Annotated in this window: 18 protein-coding genes and 1 tRNA gene; 17 read left to right on the top strand and 2 right to left on the bottom strand. The window is 59.1% G+C overall.

What is annotated here, in order from left to right; genetic code table 11:
• The first annotated feature begins 29 nt into the window (after positions 1-29).
• From J2S31_RS02110 to J2S31_RS02050, 13 genes are all read left to right on the top strand, one after another.
• Entirely contained in the window at positions 30-839 is an 810-nt protein-coding gene (locus J2S31_RS02110; protein WP_237097395.1) for a hypothetical protein, read from the top strand.
• Between the two features lie 114 nt (positions 840-953).
• Positions 954-2,390, top strand: a complete 1,437-nt coding sequence (locus tag J2S31_RS02105) for a glycoside hydrolase 100 family protein (protein ID WP_371831639.1) — start codon at positions 954-956, stop codon at positions 2,388-2,390.
• 41 nt (positions 2,391-2,431) lie between these two features.
• Positions 2,432-2,511 (top strand) — tRNA-Leu (locus tag J2S31_RS02100).
• 42 nt (positions 2,512-2,553) lie between these two features.
• Entirely contained in the window at positions 2,554-3,882 is a 1,329-nt protein-coding gene (gene tig / locus J2S31_RS02095) for a trigger factor (RefSeq protein ID WP_237097393.1), read from the top strand.
• Positions 3,883-4,007: 125 nt separating this feature from the next.
• Positions 4,008-4,655: an ATP-dependent Clp endopeptidase proteolytic subunit ClpP gene (gene clpP, locus J2S31_RS02090; RefSeq protein ID WP_237097392.1), complete on the top strand. Its 648-nt coding sequence runs from the start codon at positions 4,008-4,010 to the stop codon at positions 4,653-4,655.
• A gap of 59 nt (positions 4,656-4,714) precedes the next feature.
• Positions 4,715-5,962 (top strand): ATP-dependent Clp protease ATP-binding subunit ClpX, encoded by a 1,248-nt coding sequence (gene clpX, locus J2S31_RS02085; protein ID WP_237097391.1) that lies wholly within the window; start codon positions 4,715-4,717, stop codon positions 5,960-5,962.
• Positions 5,963-5,967: 5 nt separating this feature from the next.
• On the top strand, positions 5,968-8,409 hold the full coding sequence (lon, locus tag J2S31_RS02080; RefSeq protein WP_272908512.1) for an endopeptidase La: 2,442 nt from the start codon (positions 5,968-5,970) through the stop codon (positions 8,407-8,409).
• Positions 8,410-8,493: 84 nt separating this feature from the next.
• On the top strand, positions 8,494-9,027 hold the full coding sequence (locus tag J2S31_RS02075) for an inorganic diphosphatase (RefSeq protein ID WP_237097389.1): 534 nt from the start codon (positions 8,494-8,496) through the stop codon (positions 9,025-9,027).
• Between the two features lie 138 nt (positions 9,028-9,165).
• Positions 9,166-10,581, top strand: coding sequence for a tetratricopeptide repeat protein (locus J2S31_RS02070; protein WP_237097388.1), 1,416 nt, complete (start codon positions 9,166-9,168; stop codon positions 10,579-10,581).
• A gap of 371 nt (positions 10,582-10,952) precedes the next feature.
• Positions 10,953-11,489: a hypothetical protein gene (locus J2S31_RS02065; protein WP_237097387.1), complete on the top strand. Its 537-nt coding sequence runs from the start codon at positions 10,953-10,955 to the stop codon at positions 11,487-11,489.
• Between the two features lie 182 nt (positions 11,490-11,671).
• The gene (locus tag J2S31_RS02060) at positions 11,672-12,289 is read left to right on the top strand and encodes a penicillin-binding protein activator LpoB (RefSeq protein WP_237097386.1); all 618 of its coding nucleotides are present in this window, start codon (positions 11,672-11,674) and stop codon (positions 12,287-12,289) included.
• The gene (locus J2S31_RS02055) at positions 12,246-13,532 is read left to right on the top strand and encodes a hypothetical protein (RefSeq protein ID WP_237097385.1); all 1,287 of its coding nucleotides are present in this window, start codon (positions 12,246-12,248) and stop codon (positions 13,530-13,532) included. The genes J2S31_RS02060 and J2S31_RS02055 overlap by 44 nt, the downstream gene beginning before the upstream one ends.
• 35 nt (positions 13,533-13,567) lie before the next feature.
• Entirely contained in the window at positions 13,568-14,065 is a 498-nt protein-coding gene (locus J2S31_RS02050; RefSeq protein WP_237097384.1) for a hypothetical protein, read from the top strand.
• 15 nt (positions 14,066-14,080) lie between these two features.
• Here the strand turns inward: J2S31_RS02050 and J2S31_RS02045 are convergent, their stop codons facing one another.
• Complete coding sequence (locus tag J2S31_RS02045; protein ID WP_237097383.1) at positions 14,081-14,920, bottom strand: hypothetical protein; 840 nt, start codon at positions 14,918-14,920, stop codon at positions 14,081-14,083.
• A 380-nt stretch (positions 14,921-15,300) separates the two neighbouring features.
• On the opposite strand from J2S31_RS02045, the gene J2S31_RS02040 reads away from it, so the two are divergent.
• From J2S31_RS02040 to flgL, 4 genes are read left to right on the top strand one after another with little or no spacing between them, the layout of a single operon-like run.
• Positions 15,301-15,720 carry a rod-binding protein gene (locus tag J2S31_RS02040; protein WP_237097382.1) on the top strand — a complete coding sequence of 140 codons (420 nt, stop codon included), beginning with the start codon at positions 15,301-15,303 and terminating at the stop codon, positions 15,718-15,720.
• A 24-nt stretch (positions 15,721-15,744) separates the two neighbouring features.
• Complete coding sequence (locus tag J2S31_RS02035; protein WP_237097381.1) at positions 15,745-16,245, top strand: flagellar protein FlgN; 501 nt, start codon at positions 15,745-15,747, stop codon at positions 16,243-16,245.
• A gap of 12 nt (positions 16,246-16,257) precedes the next feature.
• Positions 16,258-17,934 (top strand): flagellar hook-associated protein FlgK, encoded by a 1,677-nt coding sequence (gene flgK, locus J2S31_RS02030; RefSeq protein WP_237097380.1) that lies wholly within the window; start codon positions 16,258-16,260, stop codon positions 17,932-17,934.
• Positions 17,935-17,973: 39 nt separating this feature from the next.
• Positions 17,974-19,497: a flagellar hook-associated protein FlgL gene (gene flgL, locus J2S31_RS02025; protein WP_237097379.1), complete on the top strand. Its 1,524-nt coding sequence runs from the start codon at positions 17,974-17,976 to the stop codon at positions 19,495-19,497.
• A 21-nt stretch (positions 19,498-19,518) separates the two neighbouring features.
• Here the strand turns inward: flgL and J2S31_RS02020 are convergent, their stop codons facing one another.
• Complete coding sequence (locus J2S31_RS02020) at positions 19,519-20,808, bottom strand: hybrid sensor histidine kinase/response regulator (RefSeq protein ID WP_237097378.1); 1,290 nt, start codon at positions 20,806-20,808, stop codon at positions 19,519-19,521.
• Positions 20,809-20,841: the final 33 nt, after the last annotated feature.

Here is a 20,841-nt window from a genome sequence, read left to right as displayed (position 1 = left end):
GCCGCCCACCCGTGAAGCGAGATCCCTCCATGCGCGACCTCACTCCATTTTTCGATCACCTCGACGAGTTCGAACACAAGGCGGTGTTCGACGGCATCGACCGCGTGTGGGAACCGCTGACGCGGCTCAAGGCATCGATCCAGAACATCCTCGACTGCCTGCCTGATTCGGTCCACTGCATGCAGGGACTGGAAGGCATGCGGTTGCTCCCGGCAAAAACCCTCAGCCGCTTTCCCGAACCCGCCCTGCTGGTGGAACGGTGGATCGAATTTCAGGAACCCACGTACATCCAACCGGCGCAGGTGTATTTCGGCGCGGGCACGGTGGTGGAGCCGACGGCGGTGATCAAGGGCCCGGCCGTCATCGGCAATCACTGCGAAGTGCGGCAGGGCGCGTACCTGCGCGGCACGTTGCTTGCGGGCGACCACTGCGTGCTGGGTCACAACACGGAGATCAAGAACTCCATTCTGATGAACCACACCGAGGCCGGGCATTTCAATTACATCGGCGACAGCATCATCGGCAGTTACGTGAACCTCGGCGCGGGATCGAAGCTCGCCAACCTGCGTTTCCGCTCGCCGCAGGATAAAATCGACGTCGCCTTTCCGCCGATGACGCTGGAATTCGACGGCGAGGTCATCGAATCCGGCATGGCAAAACTGGGCGGGGTCATCGGCGACCATGTGGAGATCGGGTGCAACGCGGTGCTGTGTCCGGGCGTCCTGCTGGGCAAACAGTCCTGGGTGTACCCGAACATAACCGTGTCACAGGGCTACTACCCGCCGGACAGCCTGCTGGCCTCGCGCGAGAACAAAGGCCGGACGCGCAAATCCACCTGACGCCACCGGCAAACCCTCATTCCCGCGGCCCCCTGCCGCGCATCCGCACGATGCGGCATGAATTTTTATGAAAGCCTTTCCTTTGCCCATCGACTGCCTATACACTATTCCTACCTGAATTCACTCGCACGAAGGCACATGACCCCCTCTCCCATCGAAGAAGCGCGGCAGTTGCTGGAAGACGCGATCATTTATCACAAGGGCCGGCCCGTGGGCACCGCCGCGGCGCGCGACCCCAACCTCGCCTCGCCCAACTACGCCGACTGCTTCATCCGCGATTTCTTTCCGGCGGCGCTGGTGTTTTTGAACGAAGGCAAGCCGGACATCGTCAAAAACTTCCTGGAGATCGTGCTGGAACTCCGCAACCAGCAGAGGCAGGTGAGTGGCCACCAGATCCACCCCGGCGTCATGCCCGCCAGCTTTCACATCGAGCTAACCGACGACGGCGCGGAGACACTGGTGTCCGACTTCGGCGACCGCGCCATCGGCCGCGTCGCGCCGGTGGATTCCATGATGTGGTGGGTGCTGTTGCTGGGCGCGTACGTGCGCAAGACCGGCGACCGCGAGCTGGCCCACACCCCCCGTTTCCAGAGCGGCATGCGGCAGACACTGGAATTATTTTTACGCGATACCTTTGAGGTGTTCCCGACGCTCCTCGTGCCCGACGGCGGCTTCATGATCGACCGCCGCATGGGTGTCTATGGCCACCCGCTGGAGGTGCAGGCGCTGTTTTACGGGCTGTTGCAGACCCTCCTCGACCTGCTCCCCGAATCCGACGACACCTGCCGCAAACTGCGCGGCATGGCGGAGGAGCGCATCAAGGTTCTGCGCACCTACGTCCGCATTTTCTACTGGCTGGACATCGAGCGGCTGAGCGAGATCCACCGTTTCAAAACCGAGGAGTTCGGTTCCGGCAGTGTGAACATGCTGAACATTTATCCCGAGTCGATCCCCGACTGGTTGAGCACCTGGCTTCCGGAAGAAGGCGGCTACCTGGTGGGCAACCTGGGTCCGGGGCGCATGGATTTCCGCTTTTTCGCGCAGGGGAACCTGCTGGCCATCCTGTTCGGCCTGGCCACGCCGGAACAATCGCAGAGCATCCTCAATCTGTACACCGCAAACTGGGACGACCTCATCGGCGCCATGCCAATCAAGATCTGCTTTCCGGCACTGGAAGGCGTGCGCTGGCAGATGCTGACCGGAAGCGACGCCAAGAATGCCGCGTGGTCGTACCACAACGGCGGCAACTGGCCGGTGCTCCTGTGGCCGTTCGTGGCAGCGGCCCTGAAATCCGGGCGCGACGATCTGGCGGAGACGGCTTTCGAGCATGCCTGCAACCGCCTGCCGAAGGACCGCTGGCCGGAGTATTACGACGGGCGCATGGGGCGGCTCATCGGCCGGCGCGCCAACCTGTACCAGACCTGGTCCGCCACCGGCCTGCTTCTCGCCAACCAGCTTCTGGAGGAGAAAAAAGGGCTGGGATTGTTCCCCGCAAGCCCGGAATCCGGCACCGCCGAGGCCCCGCCAGAGGCCCCGGGCCCCCTTCGTTGACAGTCCCCGGAAAAGGTGGTCTAATTTTCCTTTTGAATTTTGCGAGGGTGGCGGAACTGGTAGACGCGCTGGATTTAGGATCCAGTGGGCAACCGTGGGGGTTCGACTCCCCCCTCTCGCATGCCCGGAACCCTTATCCATTCACCCGGAAACGAACCGAATCATGAAATGTGAAGTTGAAGAAATCGACAAGTGCAACCGGAAACTCAAGATCGAGATTCCACTCGGCGACTACCAGTCCCAGGTCAACGCGTACTACAAGAAACTGAGCCACCAGGTCAAAATGCCCGGCTTCCGGCCCGGCAAAATCCCGCAGTCCATCATGGAAAAGCGCTTCGGCCCGGAGGTCAAACAGGAAGTGCTGACCCTGATGGTCTCCGAGAGCATCAACCAGGGAATCCAGGACAACCACCTGCACGCCATCGGTGAGCCCAGCATCGTGGAAATCAACGCCGAGGAGGGGACGGACATCACCGTCACCGCCAACGTGGAGGTCCTGCCGGAGTTCTCCGCGCCGGACATCAGCAAGCTGGAGGTGCCGCTCAAGGTGCCGAAGGTCACCGACGAGCAGGTGGACCAGACGCTGGAGTCCTACCGCGAGCAGAAGGCGGTGAACGAAACCGTCACCGACCGCGGCATCGCCAAGGATGACCTCATCAAGATCGATTTCGAAAGCACCTGCGACGGCAAGCCCTACGAGAACAGCAAGGGCGAGGATTATGTGGTGCAGGTGGGCGGCCACCTGATCGGCGGTTTCGACGACAAGGTGCTGGGCATGCAGATCGGCGAGACGCGCTCGTTTTCGCTCACCCTGCCGGACGACCACCCCAACAAGGAAGTGGCGGGGAAGGAAGTGGAGTTCACGGTCACGCTCAAAGGCATCCAAGTGAAGAAACTGCCGGAACTCGACGACGCCTTCGCCCAGACCGTGGATCCCAAAAAGAACTACGAAACGCTGGACGCGCTCAAGGCAGGCATCCGCGCCGAACTGGAAGAACACCACCGCAAGCAGGCGCGGGTGGAAGCGCAGAAAACCCTCGCCGACAAACTGGCCGACGTCAGCTCGATCGACGTGCCGGAAAAGCTGGTGCAGGAACAGATCAAGTTCATGGTCAATAAGGAAAAACAACAGGATGCCGCGGGCCACGTGCACGAGCACCAGACCGACCATGTGACGTTGACCGATGAGGACCAGAAAAAGCACCGCGAGCAGGCGATGAAACTGCTTCAGCAGGAACTGGTCATCAACAAGTTTTCGGACGAGCTGGCCATCGAGGTCAGCGAGCAGGAACTCGACCGGGAACTGCAAGTATTCATGTCCCTTTTGCAGATCAAGGACCTGAAGAAAATGAAGCAGGAATGGGCCCAATCCGGCGCGTTGCTGAGACTCCACAACCGGATGCGCCGCGACCGAACCCTGGAGAAGCTGTTGGACCAGGTTCAACTGCAGGAAGAAATGGTTGACAGCGCCGATATTAAAAAAGATAATTAATTGTAATGATTACCCTTTCAGTTTATCCCCTACTCCGGCAAGATCCTTTTGTATCTCGCAGGAATTTCCGTCATAAACACGCCTGTTTGCGTCACCATTCATATAGAAAGTGAATTTGTGTGCCTATGAGACAAGACATCTACAACCAGATCACCAACCAGTTGGTCCCCATCGTGGTCGAGCAGACCAGCCGCGGAGAAAGATCGTATGACATCTATTCCCGCCTGCTGAAAGATCGTATTATATTTATAGGCCAGCAGATCGAAGACCACATGGCCAACCTGATCATCGCTCAGCTTTTGTTTCTGGAATCGGACGAGCCGGACCAGGACATTTATCTATATATCAACAGCCCCGGCGGACACGTGTCCTCCGGTCTGGCGATTTACGACACCATGCAGTACATCAAGCCGGACGTGCAGACGATCTGCATCGGCCAGGCGGCAAGCATGGGAGCATTGCTTTTGACTGCGGGTACGAAGGGAAAACGCTTCGCCCTGCCCAACGCGCGGGTCATGATTCATCAGCCCTCCGGCGGGTTCCAGGGGCAGAGCACGGACATCCAGATTCACGCGGAAGAGATTCTGAAGGTGCGCAACACGCTGGACGACATTCTCGCCAAGCATTCCGGCCAGACGAAAGATGCGATCCGGCGCGATACGGAACGCGATCATTTCATGACCGGTGAACAGGCCAAGGCATACGGACTGATCGACAATGTCATCACCAGCCGCACTGAATCGAAAGACCTGTCCAAAGGAATCGAGAATTAGTTCGACAGATCGAAGGAACCGCAAGGTTCCCCCATTAGCGGACGCACTCGGAGGCATTCATGGCTAAGAAAACTTCCAACTCGGGTAACTACCGTTGTTCTTTTTGTGGTAAGAGCCAGGAAGAAGTCAAAAAACTGATAGCAGGCCCCACGGTTTACATCTGCGACGAGTGCATCGAGCTGTGCAATGAAATCATGGTCGAGGAGTGGGCGCAGGAAAAGACCGAAGATTTCAAGCACCTGCTCAAGCCGAAGGATATCTACACGCACTTGGACCAGTACATCATCGGTCAGGAGCGATGCAAGAAGATCCTGTCGGTAGCCGTGCACAACCACTTCAAACGCGTCGATGCGGGCATCGACATGGAAGATGTGGAATTGCAGAAGAGCAACGTCCTGCTCATCGGCCCCACCGGCTCCGGCAAAACGCTGATGGCGCAGACCCTGGCGCGCATTCTCGACGTGCCGTTCACCATTGTGGACGCGACCACGCTGACGGAAGCGGGCTATGTCGGCGAAGACGTCGAGAACATCATCCTGAAATTGTTGCAGGCCGCCGATTACGATGTGGAGAAGGCCGAGCGCGGCATCATCTACATCGACGAGGTGGACAAGATCAGCAGAAAGTCGGAGAACCCGTCGATCACGCGCGACGTTTCCGGCGAGGGTGTGCAACAGGCCCTGCTCAAAATCATTGAAGGCACGCACGCCAGCGTTCCGCCGCAGGGCGGACGCAAGCATCCGCATCAGGAGTTTCTGCAGGTCAACACCACCAATATTCTGTTCATCTGCGGCGGCGCGTTCGTCGGCCTCGACAAGATCATCCGCAACCGCATCGGCAAGAAGACGATGGGCTTCGGTCAGGAACTGGTCAGCAAGGACACCCACGACATGACCGAAATCTTGGAGAAAGTACAACCGGAAGACCTGCTGAAGTACGGATTGATCCCGGAATTCGTCGGCCGCCTTTCCATCACCGCCACGTTGAGCGAATTGGACGTGGACGGGCTGGTGCAGGTGCTGACCGAACCGAAGAACGCGCTCATCAAACAGTACAAGAAGCTGTTCGAGTTCGAAAACGTCAAGCTGAAGTTCACCGAGGGCGCCATCCGCGCCGTCGCCGAGAAAGCCTATCGCATCAAGACCGGTGCCCGCGGCCTGCGCTCCATTCTCGAAGAAGTCATGCTCGAAATCATGTTCGACCTGCCGTCCCGTGAAGACGTGGAAGAAGTCGTCATCAACGAAGAAGTCATCACCAATCAGGAAAAACCGTTGATGGTGTACCAGAACCAGAAACAAGCCAGTTGACCTCTATGACATCCGAACGGACTATTCTTCCGCTGGTTCCCCTGCGGGACATTGTGGTATTTCCTTTCATGGTCATCCCATTGTTCGTGGGAAGGGACAAGTCCGTCCTCGCGCTGGAAAAGGCGATGGCCGACCAGAAGAACATCTTCCTCGCCACACAGAGGAACGCGAACCACAACGACCCCGGCCCGGCCGACATTTTTGAAACGGGGACGATCGCCAACATCCTGCAAATCCTGAAACTCACCGACGGCACCATGAAGGTGCTGGTGGAAGGCGTGCAACGCGGCCGCATCATCAGTTTCCAGGACAACCCGAACTACCACGAAGTCGAGGTCGTCCGCATCGAGGAAAACATTCAGGTCGCTCCGGACGTCAAGGCGCTGATGCGTAGCATCGAGAACCTGTTCGAACAATACGTCAAACTCAACCAGAAGATCCCGCTCGAAGCCATCTCCGCCATCGCCAACATCGCGGAACCGCACCGCTTTGCCGACACCATCGCTTCCTACATGGTGTTCCAGACGAGCGAGAAACAGGAACTGCTCGACACCTACAATCCCGTGGACCGGCTGAACAAGTTGATCTCCTCGCTCAAGTCGGAGATGGAAATCCTCAAGATCGAGAAGCGCGTGCACGGCCGTGTGCGCAAGCAGATGGAGCGGTCGCAGAAGGAGTTTTATCTCAACGAGCAGATGAAGGCCATCCAGAAGGAACTGGGCAAGCGCGACGAGTTCAAGTCCGACATCGACGAGCTGACGCAGAAAATCAAAAAAGCTAAGATGCCGAAGGACGTCCACGAAAAAGCGATGAAAGAAGTCCGGCGACTGGAGATCATGCAACCGATGTCGGCGGAAGCCACGGTGGTGCGCAGTTACATCGACTGGCTGGTGGACATCCCGTGGAAAAAGGGCAAGGACTCGGACAAGATCAACATCAAGACAGCGCAAAAGATTCTGGACGACGACCATTACGGTCTCGAAAAAGTGAAAGAACGCATCGTCGAGCACCTGGCGGTGATGAAGCTGGTGAAGAAGATCAAGGGCCCCATCCTGTGCCTGGTCGGACCACCCGGCGTCGGCAAAACCTCGCTCGGCAAATCCGTTGCCCGCGCCACGGGGCGCAAGTTCGTACGCGTGTCGCTCGGCGGCGTACGCGACGAGGCGGAGATCCGCGGCCACCGCAAAACCTACATCGGTTCGCTTCCGGGCAAGATCATCCAATCCATGAAAAAAGCCGGCACCACGAATCCCGTGTTCCTGCTGGATGAGGTGGACAAGATGAGCATGGACTTCCGCGGCGATCCGTCGTCCGCCCTGCTGGAGGTGCTCGACCCGGAACAGAACGTGAGCTTCAACGATCATTACCTGGAGATCGATTACGATCTGTCGCAGGTGCTGTTCATCTGCACCGCCAACGTCCTGCACGCCATCCCGCAACCGCTGCTGGACCGCATGGAGATCATCCGCATTCCCGGTTACACGGAACAGGAAAAGCTGGCCATCGCCGAAAACTTTCTGATTCCCAAAAAGCTGAAAGAACACGGGCTGACGAAAAAGCAGTTGACCATCAGCGAAAATTCGCTGAAGAAACTCATTCAGGAATACACGCGTGAGGCAGGAGTGCGTAGCCTGGAGCGGGAGATCGGCTCGCTCTGCCGCAAGGCCGCGATGAAAGTCGTCGAAGAAGGCAAGAAGACGGTGGTGGACGTGAAGCCGCAGTCGCTTTCCAAACTGCTCGGCGTACCCAAATACCCCGGCGACCGCGAACGCGACAAGCCGGAGGTCGGCGTCGCCACCGGTCTCGCCTGGACGGAGTTCGGCGGCGAAATGTTGAGCATCGAAGTCTCCGTCACCCCCGGCAAGGGCATGGTAGTAAGCACCGGCAAGCTGGGCGACGTGATGAAGGAATCCGTGCAGGCGGCGATGAGCTACGTGCGCAAACGCTCGAGTCAGCTCGGACTCAAACCGAATTTTCATATGGGCGTGGACGTGCACGTGCACATCCCGGAAGGCGCCATCCCGAAGGACGGCCCCTCGGCGGGCATCACCATCGCCGTGGCGCTGATCTCCGCCCTCACCGGCAACGTGCCGCGGAGTGACGTATGCATGACCGGCGAGATCACCCTCACCGGCAAGGTGCTGGCCATCGGCGGGCTCAAGGAAAAAGCCCTCGCCGCGCACCGGATGAAGATCCAAAACGTCATCATCCCGAAAGACAACGAAAAGGACCTGCCGGACATCCCGGAGTCCATCCGCAAACAATTGAACTTCATTTCCGTGGAAACGATGGACGACGTGCTGGAACACAGCTTCGAGAAGAAGCTGAAGGTCAAGCCCAAGCGCGCCGCCAAAAAATCCACGACGAAGAAAAAAGCCGCCAAGCCGAAATCCCGGTCGCGCAAGACGCCGGCCCGGAAACAGCCCACCACGGCGCATTTGAACTGACGGCAACGAACGGCCCCGCCGTTCCCGTTACCGCACCACCCCTTCACCGCTTAGTGCGAATACAGAAAGGAAACCCTCTCTACTATGTTTCATCCGTGGCATGACGTGGAACTGGGCGACGAACTGCCGGACGTGTTTCCGGCTATCATCGAAGTGCCCAAAGGCTCCAAAACCAAGTACGAACTCGACAAGAAAACCGGCATGATCAAGGTGGACCGCATCCTGTACAGCTCCGTGCAGTATCCCGCCAACTACGGCTTCATCCCGCGCACGCTGGGCGAAGACCACGACCCCCTGGATGTCCTCGTGCTGGGACAGGACCGCGTGTACCCGCTGTCCATCATGCGCGCCAAACCCATCGGCGTGATGGAGATGGTGGACCAGGGCGAGGAAGACGACAAGATCATCGCCGTGCATATGGACGATCCCGAATACAACCATTACGAGTCGATCGACGAGTTGCCGCCACACCGGATGGAAGAAGTGAAACGGTTTTTCGAGGACTACAAGAAGCTGGAGAAGAAGGAAGTGGTGGTGGAGGATTTTCTGGGCCGGGAAGAAGCCGTGCGCATCCTCAATGCCTCCATCGACCTCTACCGGAAAGAATTCGGGAAGTGACCAACTCCTTTTAAGACGGCCAATTTCATATCCATCTTTCGCCTGCGCGGCGACCGTTGCTTTCCTTGTGGTATTTCGGAATAATTGAATTATCCTGAAAGATATATCCGCAATAACCGTTTGGAGCCGGAGGGACACGTGCGCGCGGCAACCCGCATCACATTGGCATTGACCGGACGGCGGCCACGGCCGCCGGGTCTTTTCTCCGGGGGAAGACGCGCCACGGCGTACGGCACCCTGGTCCTCCTCTGCGCCTTTCTCCTCACCGCCTGCGACACCACCCGCTACGCCCGCAAGCAAATCCCCAAAGAGGTCATGCAGGCGTACCTCGAAAACAAACCGAAACCGCTCCACAAGGTGTACCGCGACGTGCTGGAAGAAGGCGAGCGCAACTTCGTGCTCAACCACATGCGCGCCGGGCTGGGCGCCATGGAGCTGGGCCACGACCGCCTCGCCGCGGAGTCGTTCGAGATCACGCTCCTCAGCATCGAGGCCGTCTATGCGGAAAACGAGTCGGCGGAAAAAGCGCGGAGCGTGTGGTACGAGGAGGGCAAGAAGGATTTCAAGGGCGAACCGTATGAGCGCGCCATGGCCTACTACTACCGCGGCCTGCTGTTTCTGAAGGAAGGCGACTACGAAAACGCGCGCGCCTGTTTCAAAAGCGGCCAGTTGCAGGACGCGCTTGCCGAAAACGAAAAATACCAGATGGACTTCGCGCTGTTGATCTACCTGGAAGGTTGGGCGTCACATCTGTTGGGCGACGAACAACTGGCGAAGACGGCGTTTGAGGAAGCACAGAAGATCCGGCCGGACCTCACCCCGCCCGCTCCGGGCGACGATGTGCTGGTACTGGCGGAAAGCGGCATGTCGCCGGTAAAGGTCGCCGCGGGCGAGGGGCAGGCGGCGCTCACCTTCAAACGCGGCTCCGGGTTCCGCGAAAAGGGCGCACGGCTGTTCGTCAACGGCCGCACCTATTCGCCGCGCATGACGGAGGACATTTACTGGCAGGCCTCGACACGCGGCGGCCGCGTGGTGGACGCCATCCTCAAGGACAAGGTGGTCTTCAAGGAAACCCACGAGACCGTGGGCAAGGCGCTCACCGAACTGGGCGTGCAGGGCATGCTGTTGTCGGCGCAACATGACAGCGACGAAGGCCTCCTCATCTCCGGCATCGTCACTGCCATCGGCCTAATCGAGCAGGGCGTCGCCGCCAGCACGCAGACCCGCGCCGACGACCGGTATTGGGAAACCCTCCCCGACAGCGTGCATGTGTTCACCTACGCCAGGGATGCCAATCAGCCAAGTGGCACGGTGACGGTGAGTTTTGTCGATCCCAACGGCAACGCTGTATCGGACTTCACATTCGAAACCGAAGTGCAGATGACCCCGCGCGGCCACGGCCTCGCCTGGGTGCGCTCGCGCCCGAAGTTCGAAAAACCGGGTCAAACGCAGACGGATCCCCAAACCGGTTCCTCCGGCACATTGGAAGCCGACCCGCAGACCGCCCCCCGTCCCGCCCACACCCCCGCACGGCAACCTTCCCAGCCCGATTGACGGACCGCCACCCCCTTCTCAAGAATCGCTTTTCCGATATAAATATTTTTTTTCACACGACGATTACCGCCCCCATCCCCCCTCCTTACTTCTATCTATTTGTTATCTAAAAAGCCTGAGCGAAATCCTTAGTATCGGATAAGAAATACTATCTCATTGCGAGCAGAAATACCCCGACAAACTTCTTGCACCCTTGGGCTCAAGTCTTTATATTTTCTCTGCATACCGAATTCACCTGTGTTTGGTCGGTGTCATCCGGGGAGGGGCCTGCCGATTGATTTTACCGCGCCGACTCACGCCCTCTGTACCTTACATACTTGCCTGAACTGGCATTTTATATATTCATTCATTCTGTTTGAGGAGGCAGAGTCATGAACCACCCAACCTTTTCTTTGTTCAAGAAGTGTCTTTTACTGGTTCTGGCGGTCACGCTGGCGGCCTGCGCCGGTCCGCAGATACCGAAACCGCAGGACATCGTCAACGTGCCCCAGCCGCTCATGGACAACACCGGCGAGTTCATGTCGCCGTACACGCAGGACGGCGTGCTGGCGTTGTGGGTGGACAAAGCCATCAACGCCCAGCTGGGCTCGAAGGTCGGTCAGATGGCGGGCGCCTACGCCGGGCAGAAGGCGCTGGAGCAGGTGCCGTTTGTCGGTGGCCTCCTGGGGGCGCAGGTCGGGGAATACGCCGGCCGCAAGATCGCCATCGAGGCTTCCGGCGGCATGGAATACATCACCGAAACCTCGGACATGTCGTTCAACAACGTCAACGACATGGCGGTGTACCTCTACGCCCGCCACTCCACGCACGAGCACTACCAGCAGGCGCTGGAAGCAACCTGGGAAATCTATCCCGATCTGAAAAGCAATTACTACCAGGCTCTGGTCAATGCCGGCAACAAGCCCTGACCTCGCTGGTTGAAATTCTCTGAAAACCGTCTCATTACGGAGGCCGCGCATTCCGGAGTCATCACGTTTCCGGAGTGCGCGGCCAAAGTTTTTTGCCCCCCGCCGGGTTATGGGGTACCATTCGGTAAGACGACTTACCCGGCCACACCACGCTTTTCTTAATCAAAGAAGGAATGGATCTCATGAACGGATCGGTCAGACTTGGGTTCCCTTTGGCAATCGGCCTGCTCCTGCTGGGCGGGTGCGCCACCTATTCCGCGTCCACCATCGAAAACGCACCGGGCAGCCCCACGGTGTATGAAGACCCGAATTCCACCGGACAACTCGCGGGCGTGGGCATCGAATCGCAGGACATCCGCGCCATGACTGACAAGATGATGCGCGACATGTTGACCAACCCGTCGCTCGCCGGCGCCAAGACGCCGCCCAAAGTCATCATCGACGCCGAGTTTTTCCGCAATGAAAGTTCGTCGCGCATCAACAAGAACATCATCACCGACCGCCTGCGCGTGGACCTGAACCGCGCGGCGCAGGGCCGCATGGTGTTCGTCGGCCGTCATTACGAGGGCATGGTGAAGGAAGAGACCGCTTACAAGGGACGCGGTGCCAGCCTGCTCTCCGGCGACTACCGGCTGGGCGGACGCATCACCACCCTCGACCAGATCAATCCCACCACCGGACGGACCTCCCGTTATCATCAGATCATTTTTGAAATGGTGGACCTGAACAACAGCGCCATTGTGTGGACGGGGATTTATGATTTTCGCAAATCTGCGCGGGACGATATCATCTACCGGTGACGCCCGCTCCATTGCCGGCAACCTGAAACGCCGCCTCGGTGCATTGGCGCTTAGTTTGCTCCTGCTTCCGGCCTGCGGCCCCACCTCGCAGAAGGCGCACGTCTCGGACGCAGCGATGAACGCCTATCTCCAGGACAAACCCGCCGTCCTGCACACCCTTTACCGCAAAGCGCTCACCGAAGGTCCGCGCAACCAGGTGCTGAACGACATGCGCGTCGGCCTCGCCGCCATGGAACTCGGTCACTACTCGCTGGCCCGCGAATCCCTCGACCGCGCCCTGCTGAACATCGAGACCATTTATGCCGACGATGAAACCGCCCGCAACGCGCGCAGTCTGTGGTACGAGGAAGGGCGCAAGGATTTCAAGGGCGAGCCGTATGAACGCGCCATGGCCTACTACTACCGCGGCCTGCTGTACCTCATCGAAGGCGACCTGGAAAACGCGCGCGCGTCGTTCAAGGGCGGCGTCCTGCAGGATGCCTTCGCCGAGGAAGAACAGAACCGCTGTGACTTCGCCCTGCTCATCTTCCTGCAGGGCTGGGTGTCGCAGAAACTGGGCGACCACGACCTCGCCCGCATGGCGTACGAAGAAGTGAAGCGCTTCCGCCCGGATTTTAAAGTTCCCGGCGACGATGACAACGTGCTGGTGCTGGTCGAAACCGGCACCTCGCCCCGCAAGATATCGGACGGCATCGGCCACGGCGAGTTGAAGTTCCGCCGGGGACGCGGCTTTGTCGAAACCCGCGCGCACCTGCAATTGAACGGCAACACCTACGATACGTATCCGATGGAAGACATCTACTGGCAGGCCACTTCCCGCGGCGGGCGGCAGTTCGACAAGATTCTGGAAGGCAAGGTGTATTTCCGCCAGACCAACGCCGTGATGGGCTCGGCGCTGACCGACATCGCCTCGAAGACCATGATCATGGCGCCGCTCATGGAAAACTCCGGCACGTTCCAGATTGCCGCCGGTGCCTTGGGGCTGGTGGGGGCGACGCAGATGGCGTTGGCCGCCAACACCAAAACGCAGGCCGACACGCGTTACTGGAACAACCTGCCGGACAGCGTGCATGCGCTCACCATGAAAGTCGATCCCGCGGAATGGGGAGAGGTGGGCCTCTGGTTTGAAGACGCAAATGGACAGAAACAGACTGCCCTGTCCACGCAGCGTCCCATTTTAAAAACACACGGCGGCACGGGGCTGGTGTGGGCCCGTTCCCGTTCCGCCCTCGTCAAAAAATGACAATGACTCATTCACAACATTTTATCGGAGGCCGCATGAACCGATCGGGAACCCTGATTGCCTGCCTTGTGGCGGCGGGCTGGTTGAGCGGATGTGCCACGGACCCGTGTCCGCGCATCCTGGCGGAAGGCGAAGCCGACGCCGCCATCAAAATGAACAGCGTCCGCTTTCTCGATGAAGGCTTGCAACGGCGCAGTGAATGGCTGAACTACTGCCGCGGCAGCCGGCTGGGTCCGGAACCCTCCGTGCCGATGAACGCCCCAGGCAAGAAAAAGGTTTCCATTACGGAACACAACTCGCGTCCCACGGCCACCGGCACGCTGGAAGTGTGGATGCAGATCCGCAACCACACCGATTATCCCCTGCAGGTGCAGGCGCGCGCGCGGTTCTTCGACAAGGACCGGAGCCCGACGGAAGAAACTTCCAACTGGGATCGCGTCCAACTGCCGGCGCAGAGTTATGAAACGTACCGGACCTTTTCCACCAGCCCGAAGGCGCAGTGGTACTACATCGAGGTGCGGGAAGGACAGTGACCCCCGCGGGGGAGGTCACATTTCGTTACGGAATTTTTCGTAGGGAACCTGCAGGTCTTCCGTGCGCGCCATCGCCAGGTGGCTTTCCCCCGACATGCGGGAATGGATGACGTCCAGCAGGGTGACGCTATCGGACAGGAACTTCTGCTCGTTGCTTTCATCCACCTTGCGCGCCAGCAGTTCCTGGTACAGGTCAATCAACGGTTTGGTTTGCAGAACCAGCCGCCCGACTTCTTCATACGGGATGTTGCGGTCGGCGATGCGTTTTGCTTCCTGTGCATACTTGATCCATTGGTCGGTCACCGACTCCGGATTGCCCAGCTGGATCATGTGTTTCCTGGTGCCTTCCACTCCCCTGCTCTCGATCATCCGGTCAACGGTGATGGCGAGCCCGGTCATGGGCACGCCCTTGGCGGTTTTGCACAGATAGCTGAGGGCGAAGAACAGCTTGTTCATGTTGCTGTCGATCTGAAAACCGGTATCGGAAAAGGGGCGCAGTTTTTCGTTCCGCTCGAAAGCATGCCACATGCCGCCCTCTCTCTGCACCGCCTTGCGGGCTTTGTCCATCGGTTCCAATACCGCATGGCAGGAATCGGCAGAATTGATCTGCGCCACCTGCACGCTGACATCCACGTTGGTCAACGTGTCTTTCAGAGCCGGATCCACCTCCGCTTTCAAGGTGGGTTCCGGGTTCGCCGCCACCTTGTCCTTGGTGATCTCCACCTCCTCGGTCTTCACCCAGGTTTTCTCTTTTTCGGGTAATTGCAGGGGTTGTTCTTCCACCGTCGTCTGCGTGTTGTCGCAGGCCGCCGTCATTGCCAACAGGAGCGCCCCCATGAGGATCCATTTCTTCATATTCAAACCGCCGTAAGTTAAAAAAAACAGGAATGTATCCTTTATACAGGAAAACTCCGGGCGGTGCTACCCTGTGCATGGACCCATCCGAATACAAGCCGCCCGTCGTATTTTTCGCACGATCCGGGTCCTGAAGGAAAAGGGAAAGCTTTTCCCTGCCATCTGGAAATATTTGCCCCTCCCCCTCCACGCCTGCCCCCTCCCGCATTTGGACTGGCTCGGACCCAAACCCATAAACCACCTGTTTATAACCTGTTACAGGCTAATCGAAGATTTTTCGGGTTTTGGCACCGGGCTTGCTAGGAAAGGGTTGAATCCTGAAAAACCGGTCCTCCTGGGCCGCGGATTTGCCGATAAGAAATAAAGGAAGGACGAGCGACATGGATTTCATCCCGATGCACACACCCGTCAACCCGCTGGGACCCAACGCGGCCGACCAGGCCAAACGGCTGGGCGAGCAGGTGCCGACACTGAACCCGGCGAAAGCGCTGACACAATCTTTCTCGCAGACGCTGGCGCAGGTGAAGCAGAGCGGTGAAGGCGAAAAGGCATCGGGCGGCAAGCAGGAATCGGAAAAACTGATGGAGGTCTCGCGCCAGTTCGAGGGCCTGCTGATCCATCAGATGTTGAAAGCCATGCGCCAGACCGTCAACAAAACCGGATTGCTGGAAGGCTTCGCCAGCCAGCAGTACGAAGCGGTGCTCGATGAGGAACTGTCCAAGGAAGTGGTCCAGCACCAGAGCATTGGCCTGGCCCAGACCCTTTACGATCAAATGAGCCGGAGTCTGCCGGTTCTGTAGCAGGACCCCTTTGGGAGGTGTGTCATGAAAGAGTTGTATCAGGCGCTCAATACCATTCTGGAGCAGAAGATCGAGCTGTATGACCGGCTCATCAAGATCTTCGGCGAGGAGTGGAGTGCGGTGACGGAATTTTCCCGCGACCGTCTCATGAAAACCCTGGAACGGAAAGAGGCTTTGCTGACGCAGGTGGGCGAGCTCAATCAGAAACGCGAGGCCATTCTCCGCCAGATGGCGGAACACTGGAACATCCCCGTTGAAAAGGTAACGCTCCGCAGGATCGCGCAGTTCAAAAACAACCAGTGGTCAATGTCGATGATCCTCTGCCAGAAACGCATGAAGGAACAAATCAGCAAGATCAAAAAGATGAACGAGATGAACCGGCGGCTGATCGAACGCTCGGCGATGTCGATGAAGGAATCCATCAACGTCCTGTACAAGGCGGATTCCAGCTACGCGCCCTATCATGCCGACGGCAAAACGGACCAGGTTCCGCTGACCAGCGGGTTGATCAGCACCAACATCTGACGGATCGCATCCATGACGTCGAACATCTTCAGCATTCTGAACACCGCCAAGCTGGGACTGCAAAGCCAGCAGTTGGCCATCGAGGTGACCGGTAACAACGTCGCCAACGTGCAGACCGAGGGCTACAGCCGCCAGACGGTGACGCTGGAACCCAACACCCCGCGCAATTTCAACCTGGGGCAGATCGGCACCGGCGTCCGCGCCACGGGCATCACGCGCTCGTTCGACCAGTTCCTGTTCAACCAGATTTTGAGCGAAAACCAGAGCCTCGGCAATTTCACCGTGCGCCGCGACGTGTTCGAAAACCTCGAAGTCCTGCTCAACGAAACCGAAGGCGTCAGCCTCAATGGGGAGCTCAGCAACTTTTTCAGCGCGCTCGGCGACCTGGCCAACAACCCCACCGGATTTTCCGAGCGCAGTAACGTGATTTCCGCGGGCGCCTCGCTGACGCAAACGTTCAACAAGCTGGGCAACTCCCTGACCGAGGAGCGGCTGAACCTCAACCGCAGAATCGATGACGAGGTGACGCAGATCAACGGCCTGATCACCGAGATCGCGCGGCTGAACGAAATCATCCCGAATACAGACCTGACCGGGTTCGCCGCCAACGACCTGATGGACCAGCGCGACCAGCTGGTGAAAGAACTGTCGCAGAAACTGGACATCACGCGCATCTCTTCCGGTGACGGCCAGATGAACCTGACCCTGTCCGACGGCACGCCGCTGGTGCTGGGCAACCGGACCTTCACCCTGAGCACACAGGCCAACTCCAACAACAGCGGCCTGCTGGATATCTCCATTCAGGATGCCGGGGGCGCCACGGTCAACATCACCTCCGCCATCCAGGGTGGCGAGGTGCGCGGCCTGCTCGACATGCGCGACACGGAAGTGGCCGGCGCTCTCGACCGGCTGGACCGGCTGGCCGCCAGCATCGTGACCGAGGTCAACCGCGTGCACCAGGAAGGCATCGGCCTGGACGGCAGTACCGGCAACGATTTCTTCACCGTACTGTCCGTGACCACGGCGGCCAACTCCGCCAACTCCGGCACCGGTAGTGTGACCATCGCCAACGCCAGCCCGACCACCACGTCCACCGACAAGTTCCGGCTGACGTTCACCTCCGCCACCGATTTTGACGTGGTGAACCTGACCACCGGGCAAAGCGTGGGGTCGTTCACTTACGCCGGCACGCCCATCAATCTGGACGGCGGCTTTGCGGTGACCGTCACCGGTGCGCCGACGGCGGGCGACGTGTTCGACTTTTCCACTTCCGCCAATGCCGCCTCCGGCATGTCCATGTCCACCGCACTGCTGGCCGATTCGCAGATCCTCGCCGCCGGGCAAAACGGCACCGGTGACGGCGACAACGCGCTGGCGCTGGCGGGGCTTCAGACGCGCGGCGTGTTTTCCGGCATCGGCTTTTCTTCCGGCACGGGCACGGCGACGTTCGACGATTTTTACAGCGGCATCCTCAACAACGTGGGCAACGGCGCGCGCTCGGCGCAGACCCTGGCGCAACAGCAGGAAGGCATCAAGCTCCAGCTCGATGCCCGGCGCGAAAGCATCTCCGGTGTGTCCATCGACGAGGAGATGATCAACCTCATCAAGTTTCAACAGGCGTTTCAGGCTTCGGCGCGGATGATCAGCATCGTCGATGAGATGTTCGACATCCTTCAGAACCAGATATGAACACAGGTCCGTACACGATAACGGACCGGGAGACATGACATGGTAATGCGGGTGACCAACCAGGCACAGCAGGCAAACGCGCTTCGCAACCTGTTCCGCATCACGGAAGACCAGTTTCTCACCAACCAGCGCATCGCCAGCGGCAAGCGCATCCTCGCGCCGTCGGACGATCCGCTCGGCCTGCGGGACGTGCTCAGCCTGCGCGCGTCCATCAGCCGCTCGGAACAGTTCAACCGCAACATCACCTTCAACCGCGTGTTCGTGAACAGCGCCGATGCGGCGCTGGGCTCGGTCAACACCAGCCTCGTCCGCGCGCAGGAGCTGGCGGTGAACAGCCTGAACGGACTCAACACCACCGCCACGCGGCAAGCGGCGGCGGAAGAGTTGGACAAGATCATCGACACCGTGTTTGAAGCGGCCAACACGAAAGTGCAGGGACGCTTCCTGTTTTCCGGAACCGGGGTCACCACCGCACCCTTCCAGCAAAATGCCGGCGCACTGGGTGCACTGTACAGCGGCGACGGCAACAGTCTGAACCTGGCGGTGGCCGACGGACTGACCGTGCCCATCACCAAACCCGGGTCGGAAGTGTTCGCCGTGGACCTGAACCCCGCGGTGACCACCGCCACGAATCTCAGCGACCTGAACGGCGGCGCGGGAGTGACGCTGGGGAGCCTGTCCATCACCGATCGCGAAGGCAACAACGCGGTGGTGAATCTCGGCGCGGCGACGACGGTGAACGACGTCATCACCGCCATCAACGGCGCGGGCATCAACGTCACCGCCTCCATCAACAGCGCGGGCAACGGACTGCTCCTCACCGACACCAGCACCACCATCACCCAGGCCTTGACCATCACCGAATCCGGCGGCGGCACCGTGGCGCAGGAGCTGGGCATCCTGGGGTCACGCAACGGCAACCTGACGGGGCAGGACCTGAATCCCGTCATCACCACCGCCACGACCATCGCCAGCCTCAACGGCGGCAGTGGCCTGACGCTGGGTTCGGTGGAGGTGACCAACGGATCGCTGTCCGGCACCGTGGATCTGAGCGGCGCGACGACCATCAACGATGTGATCACCACGCTCAACGGGGCAGGGCTGAACCTGACGGCGAGCATCAACTCACTGGGCAACGGGCTGGATGTGGTCTCGTCCAATGCAAACACCACGGCGGTCATCGCCGACACCGCAGGCGGCAACACCGCGTCCATCCTCGGCATTGGTGGCAATAATGTGTTTCTGGCTCTGGATACGTTGAAGCAGGCTTTGGAACGGGACGATACGGAGGGAATTGCGGCATCCCTGGATCTGTTGAATGCAAGCCGCGACAAGGTGAGTGAAGTGCGTGCGGAGTTCGCCGCGGTCGCCCAGACGCTGGACCAGATGGACACACTGAGCAAAGCGGATGTGGTGACGCAGACGGATCAATTGTCCGACATTGAGGATGCCGATTTTGTGGAAGAAGCGGCCAATCTTGCGGCCCTCGAAATCGCACTGCAGGCGACGCTGGCCACCACGGCACGGGTCCTGCAACCCACCCTGCTTAGCTTCCTCAGCTGAGTGGAGTTCCGTTCGGCGCGCTCAGTGGTCCTGCTCCACGGAGATGGAAATCTCCTCGCATTTTTGGACGGGAATCCACAGGTGAACCGAGGTGCCCTTCTCCTCTTCACTTTCCACTTCGATGAATCCCCCATGCTGTTCCAGGATGGTATAGCAGACTGACAACCCCAGGCCGGTGCCCTTTTCTTCCGGCTTGGTGGTGAAAAACGGCTCGAAGATCTTGCCCAGGTTCTCGCGGGAAATGCCCACACCGGTATCTTCGATTTCGATGTGAAAAAACGATTCGCGGCGAATGGGAATGCTTTCCGGGTCGAGGTACACGTCCTCCTTACGGCGATTTTGAATGATCTCGCGCACCACCTTCTCCGTCCGCACCGTCAATGAGCCGCCTTGCGGCATGGCATGGCGGGCATTGTTGAATACATTCAGAAACACCTGGCGCATGCGGTCCGGGTCGGCACGCAGGTACACCTCTTCCTCGGTGAAGTGCCGGCGGAGTTCGATGTTGTCCATACGCATCTCCTTTTCCAGCAGGGACAGGACGAAGTCCAGCTCATCGTTGAAGTTCACCTCCTGAAACTCCATATTGCCCTTGCGCGAAAACCGGAGAAGATCGCTCAGGATTTTGTCGATGCGGAAAATCTCCTCGCGCATGGACCGGTAGTGCTCATCACGCCCGGCATCCCCGGCGTGATCGCGAATGAGGGTTTGCACGTGGCCGGATATGATGTTGAGGGGGTTGAGCACCTCGTGGCACACCATGGCGGCGAGACGGCCGATGCTCGCCAGCTTTTCGGAGCGGACGATGCCTTCCTGCGCCACCTGGAGTTTCTGGAGCGACCCTTTCAGCTGACGGTTGGCTTCCATCAGCTTGTCATTGGCGCGCTTCAATTCATCTTCCGCCCGCTCGCGCAAATCCGCTTCGCGGCGCAACTGAATGGCCACCTCGATACAGCGGATCAGGGATTCGGCGGTGAGGTTGTTCTTCGACCGGTAGTCGGTGGCACCGCTCTTGATGGCTTCGGCCGCCACCTCCGGGTCGCTCTGCCCGGTCAGAAAAATAACGGGGTGATGATGCCCCCGCGCCCGCACACTGCGGAGCAGGTCGATTCCGTTGCTGTTGCGCAGGCGGTAATCGAAAAGACAGATATCAATCTGGTCTTCTTGCAGGATACCCGGGACCCCTTCCGGCTTGTCCAAATGAGTGAGCTCGCAAATAAATTCCGGCTCGCTTGAGATCAGCATATTTCGGATGAAGAATGCATCTTCCTCATCATCTTCCACCAGCAGGATCCTCAAAGCCCTTTTCATCGTACCTCTCCCAACAATAAGGTGAGCGTAAGA

The sequence above is a fragment of the Nitrospina gracilis Nb-211 genome, from assembly GCF_021845525.1.
GTDB lineage: Bacteria > Nitrospinota > Nitrospinia > Nitrospinales > Nitrospinaceae > Nitrospina > Nitrospina gracilis_A.
Note: the sequence above shows the minus strand (reverse complement) of the source record. Positions and strands in the feature narration are given on the sequence as shown.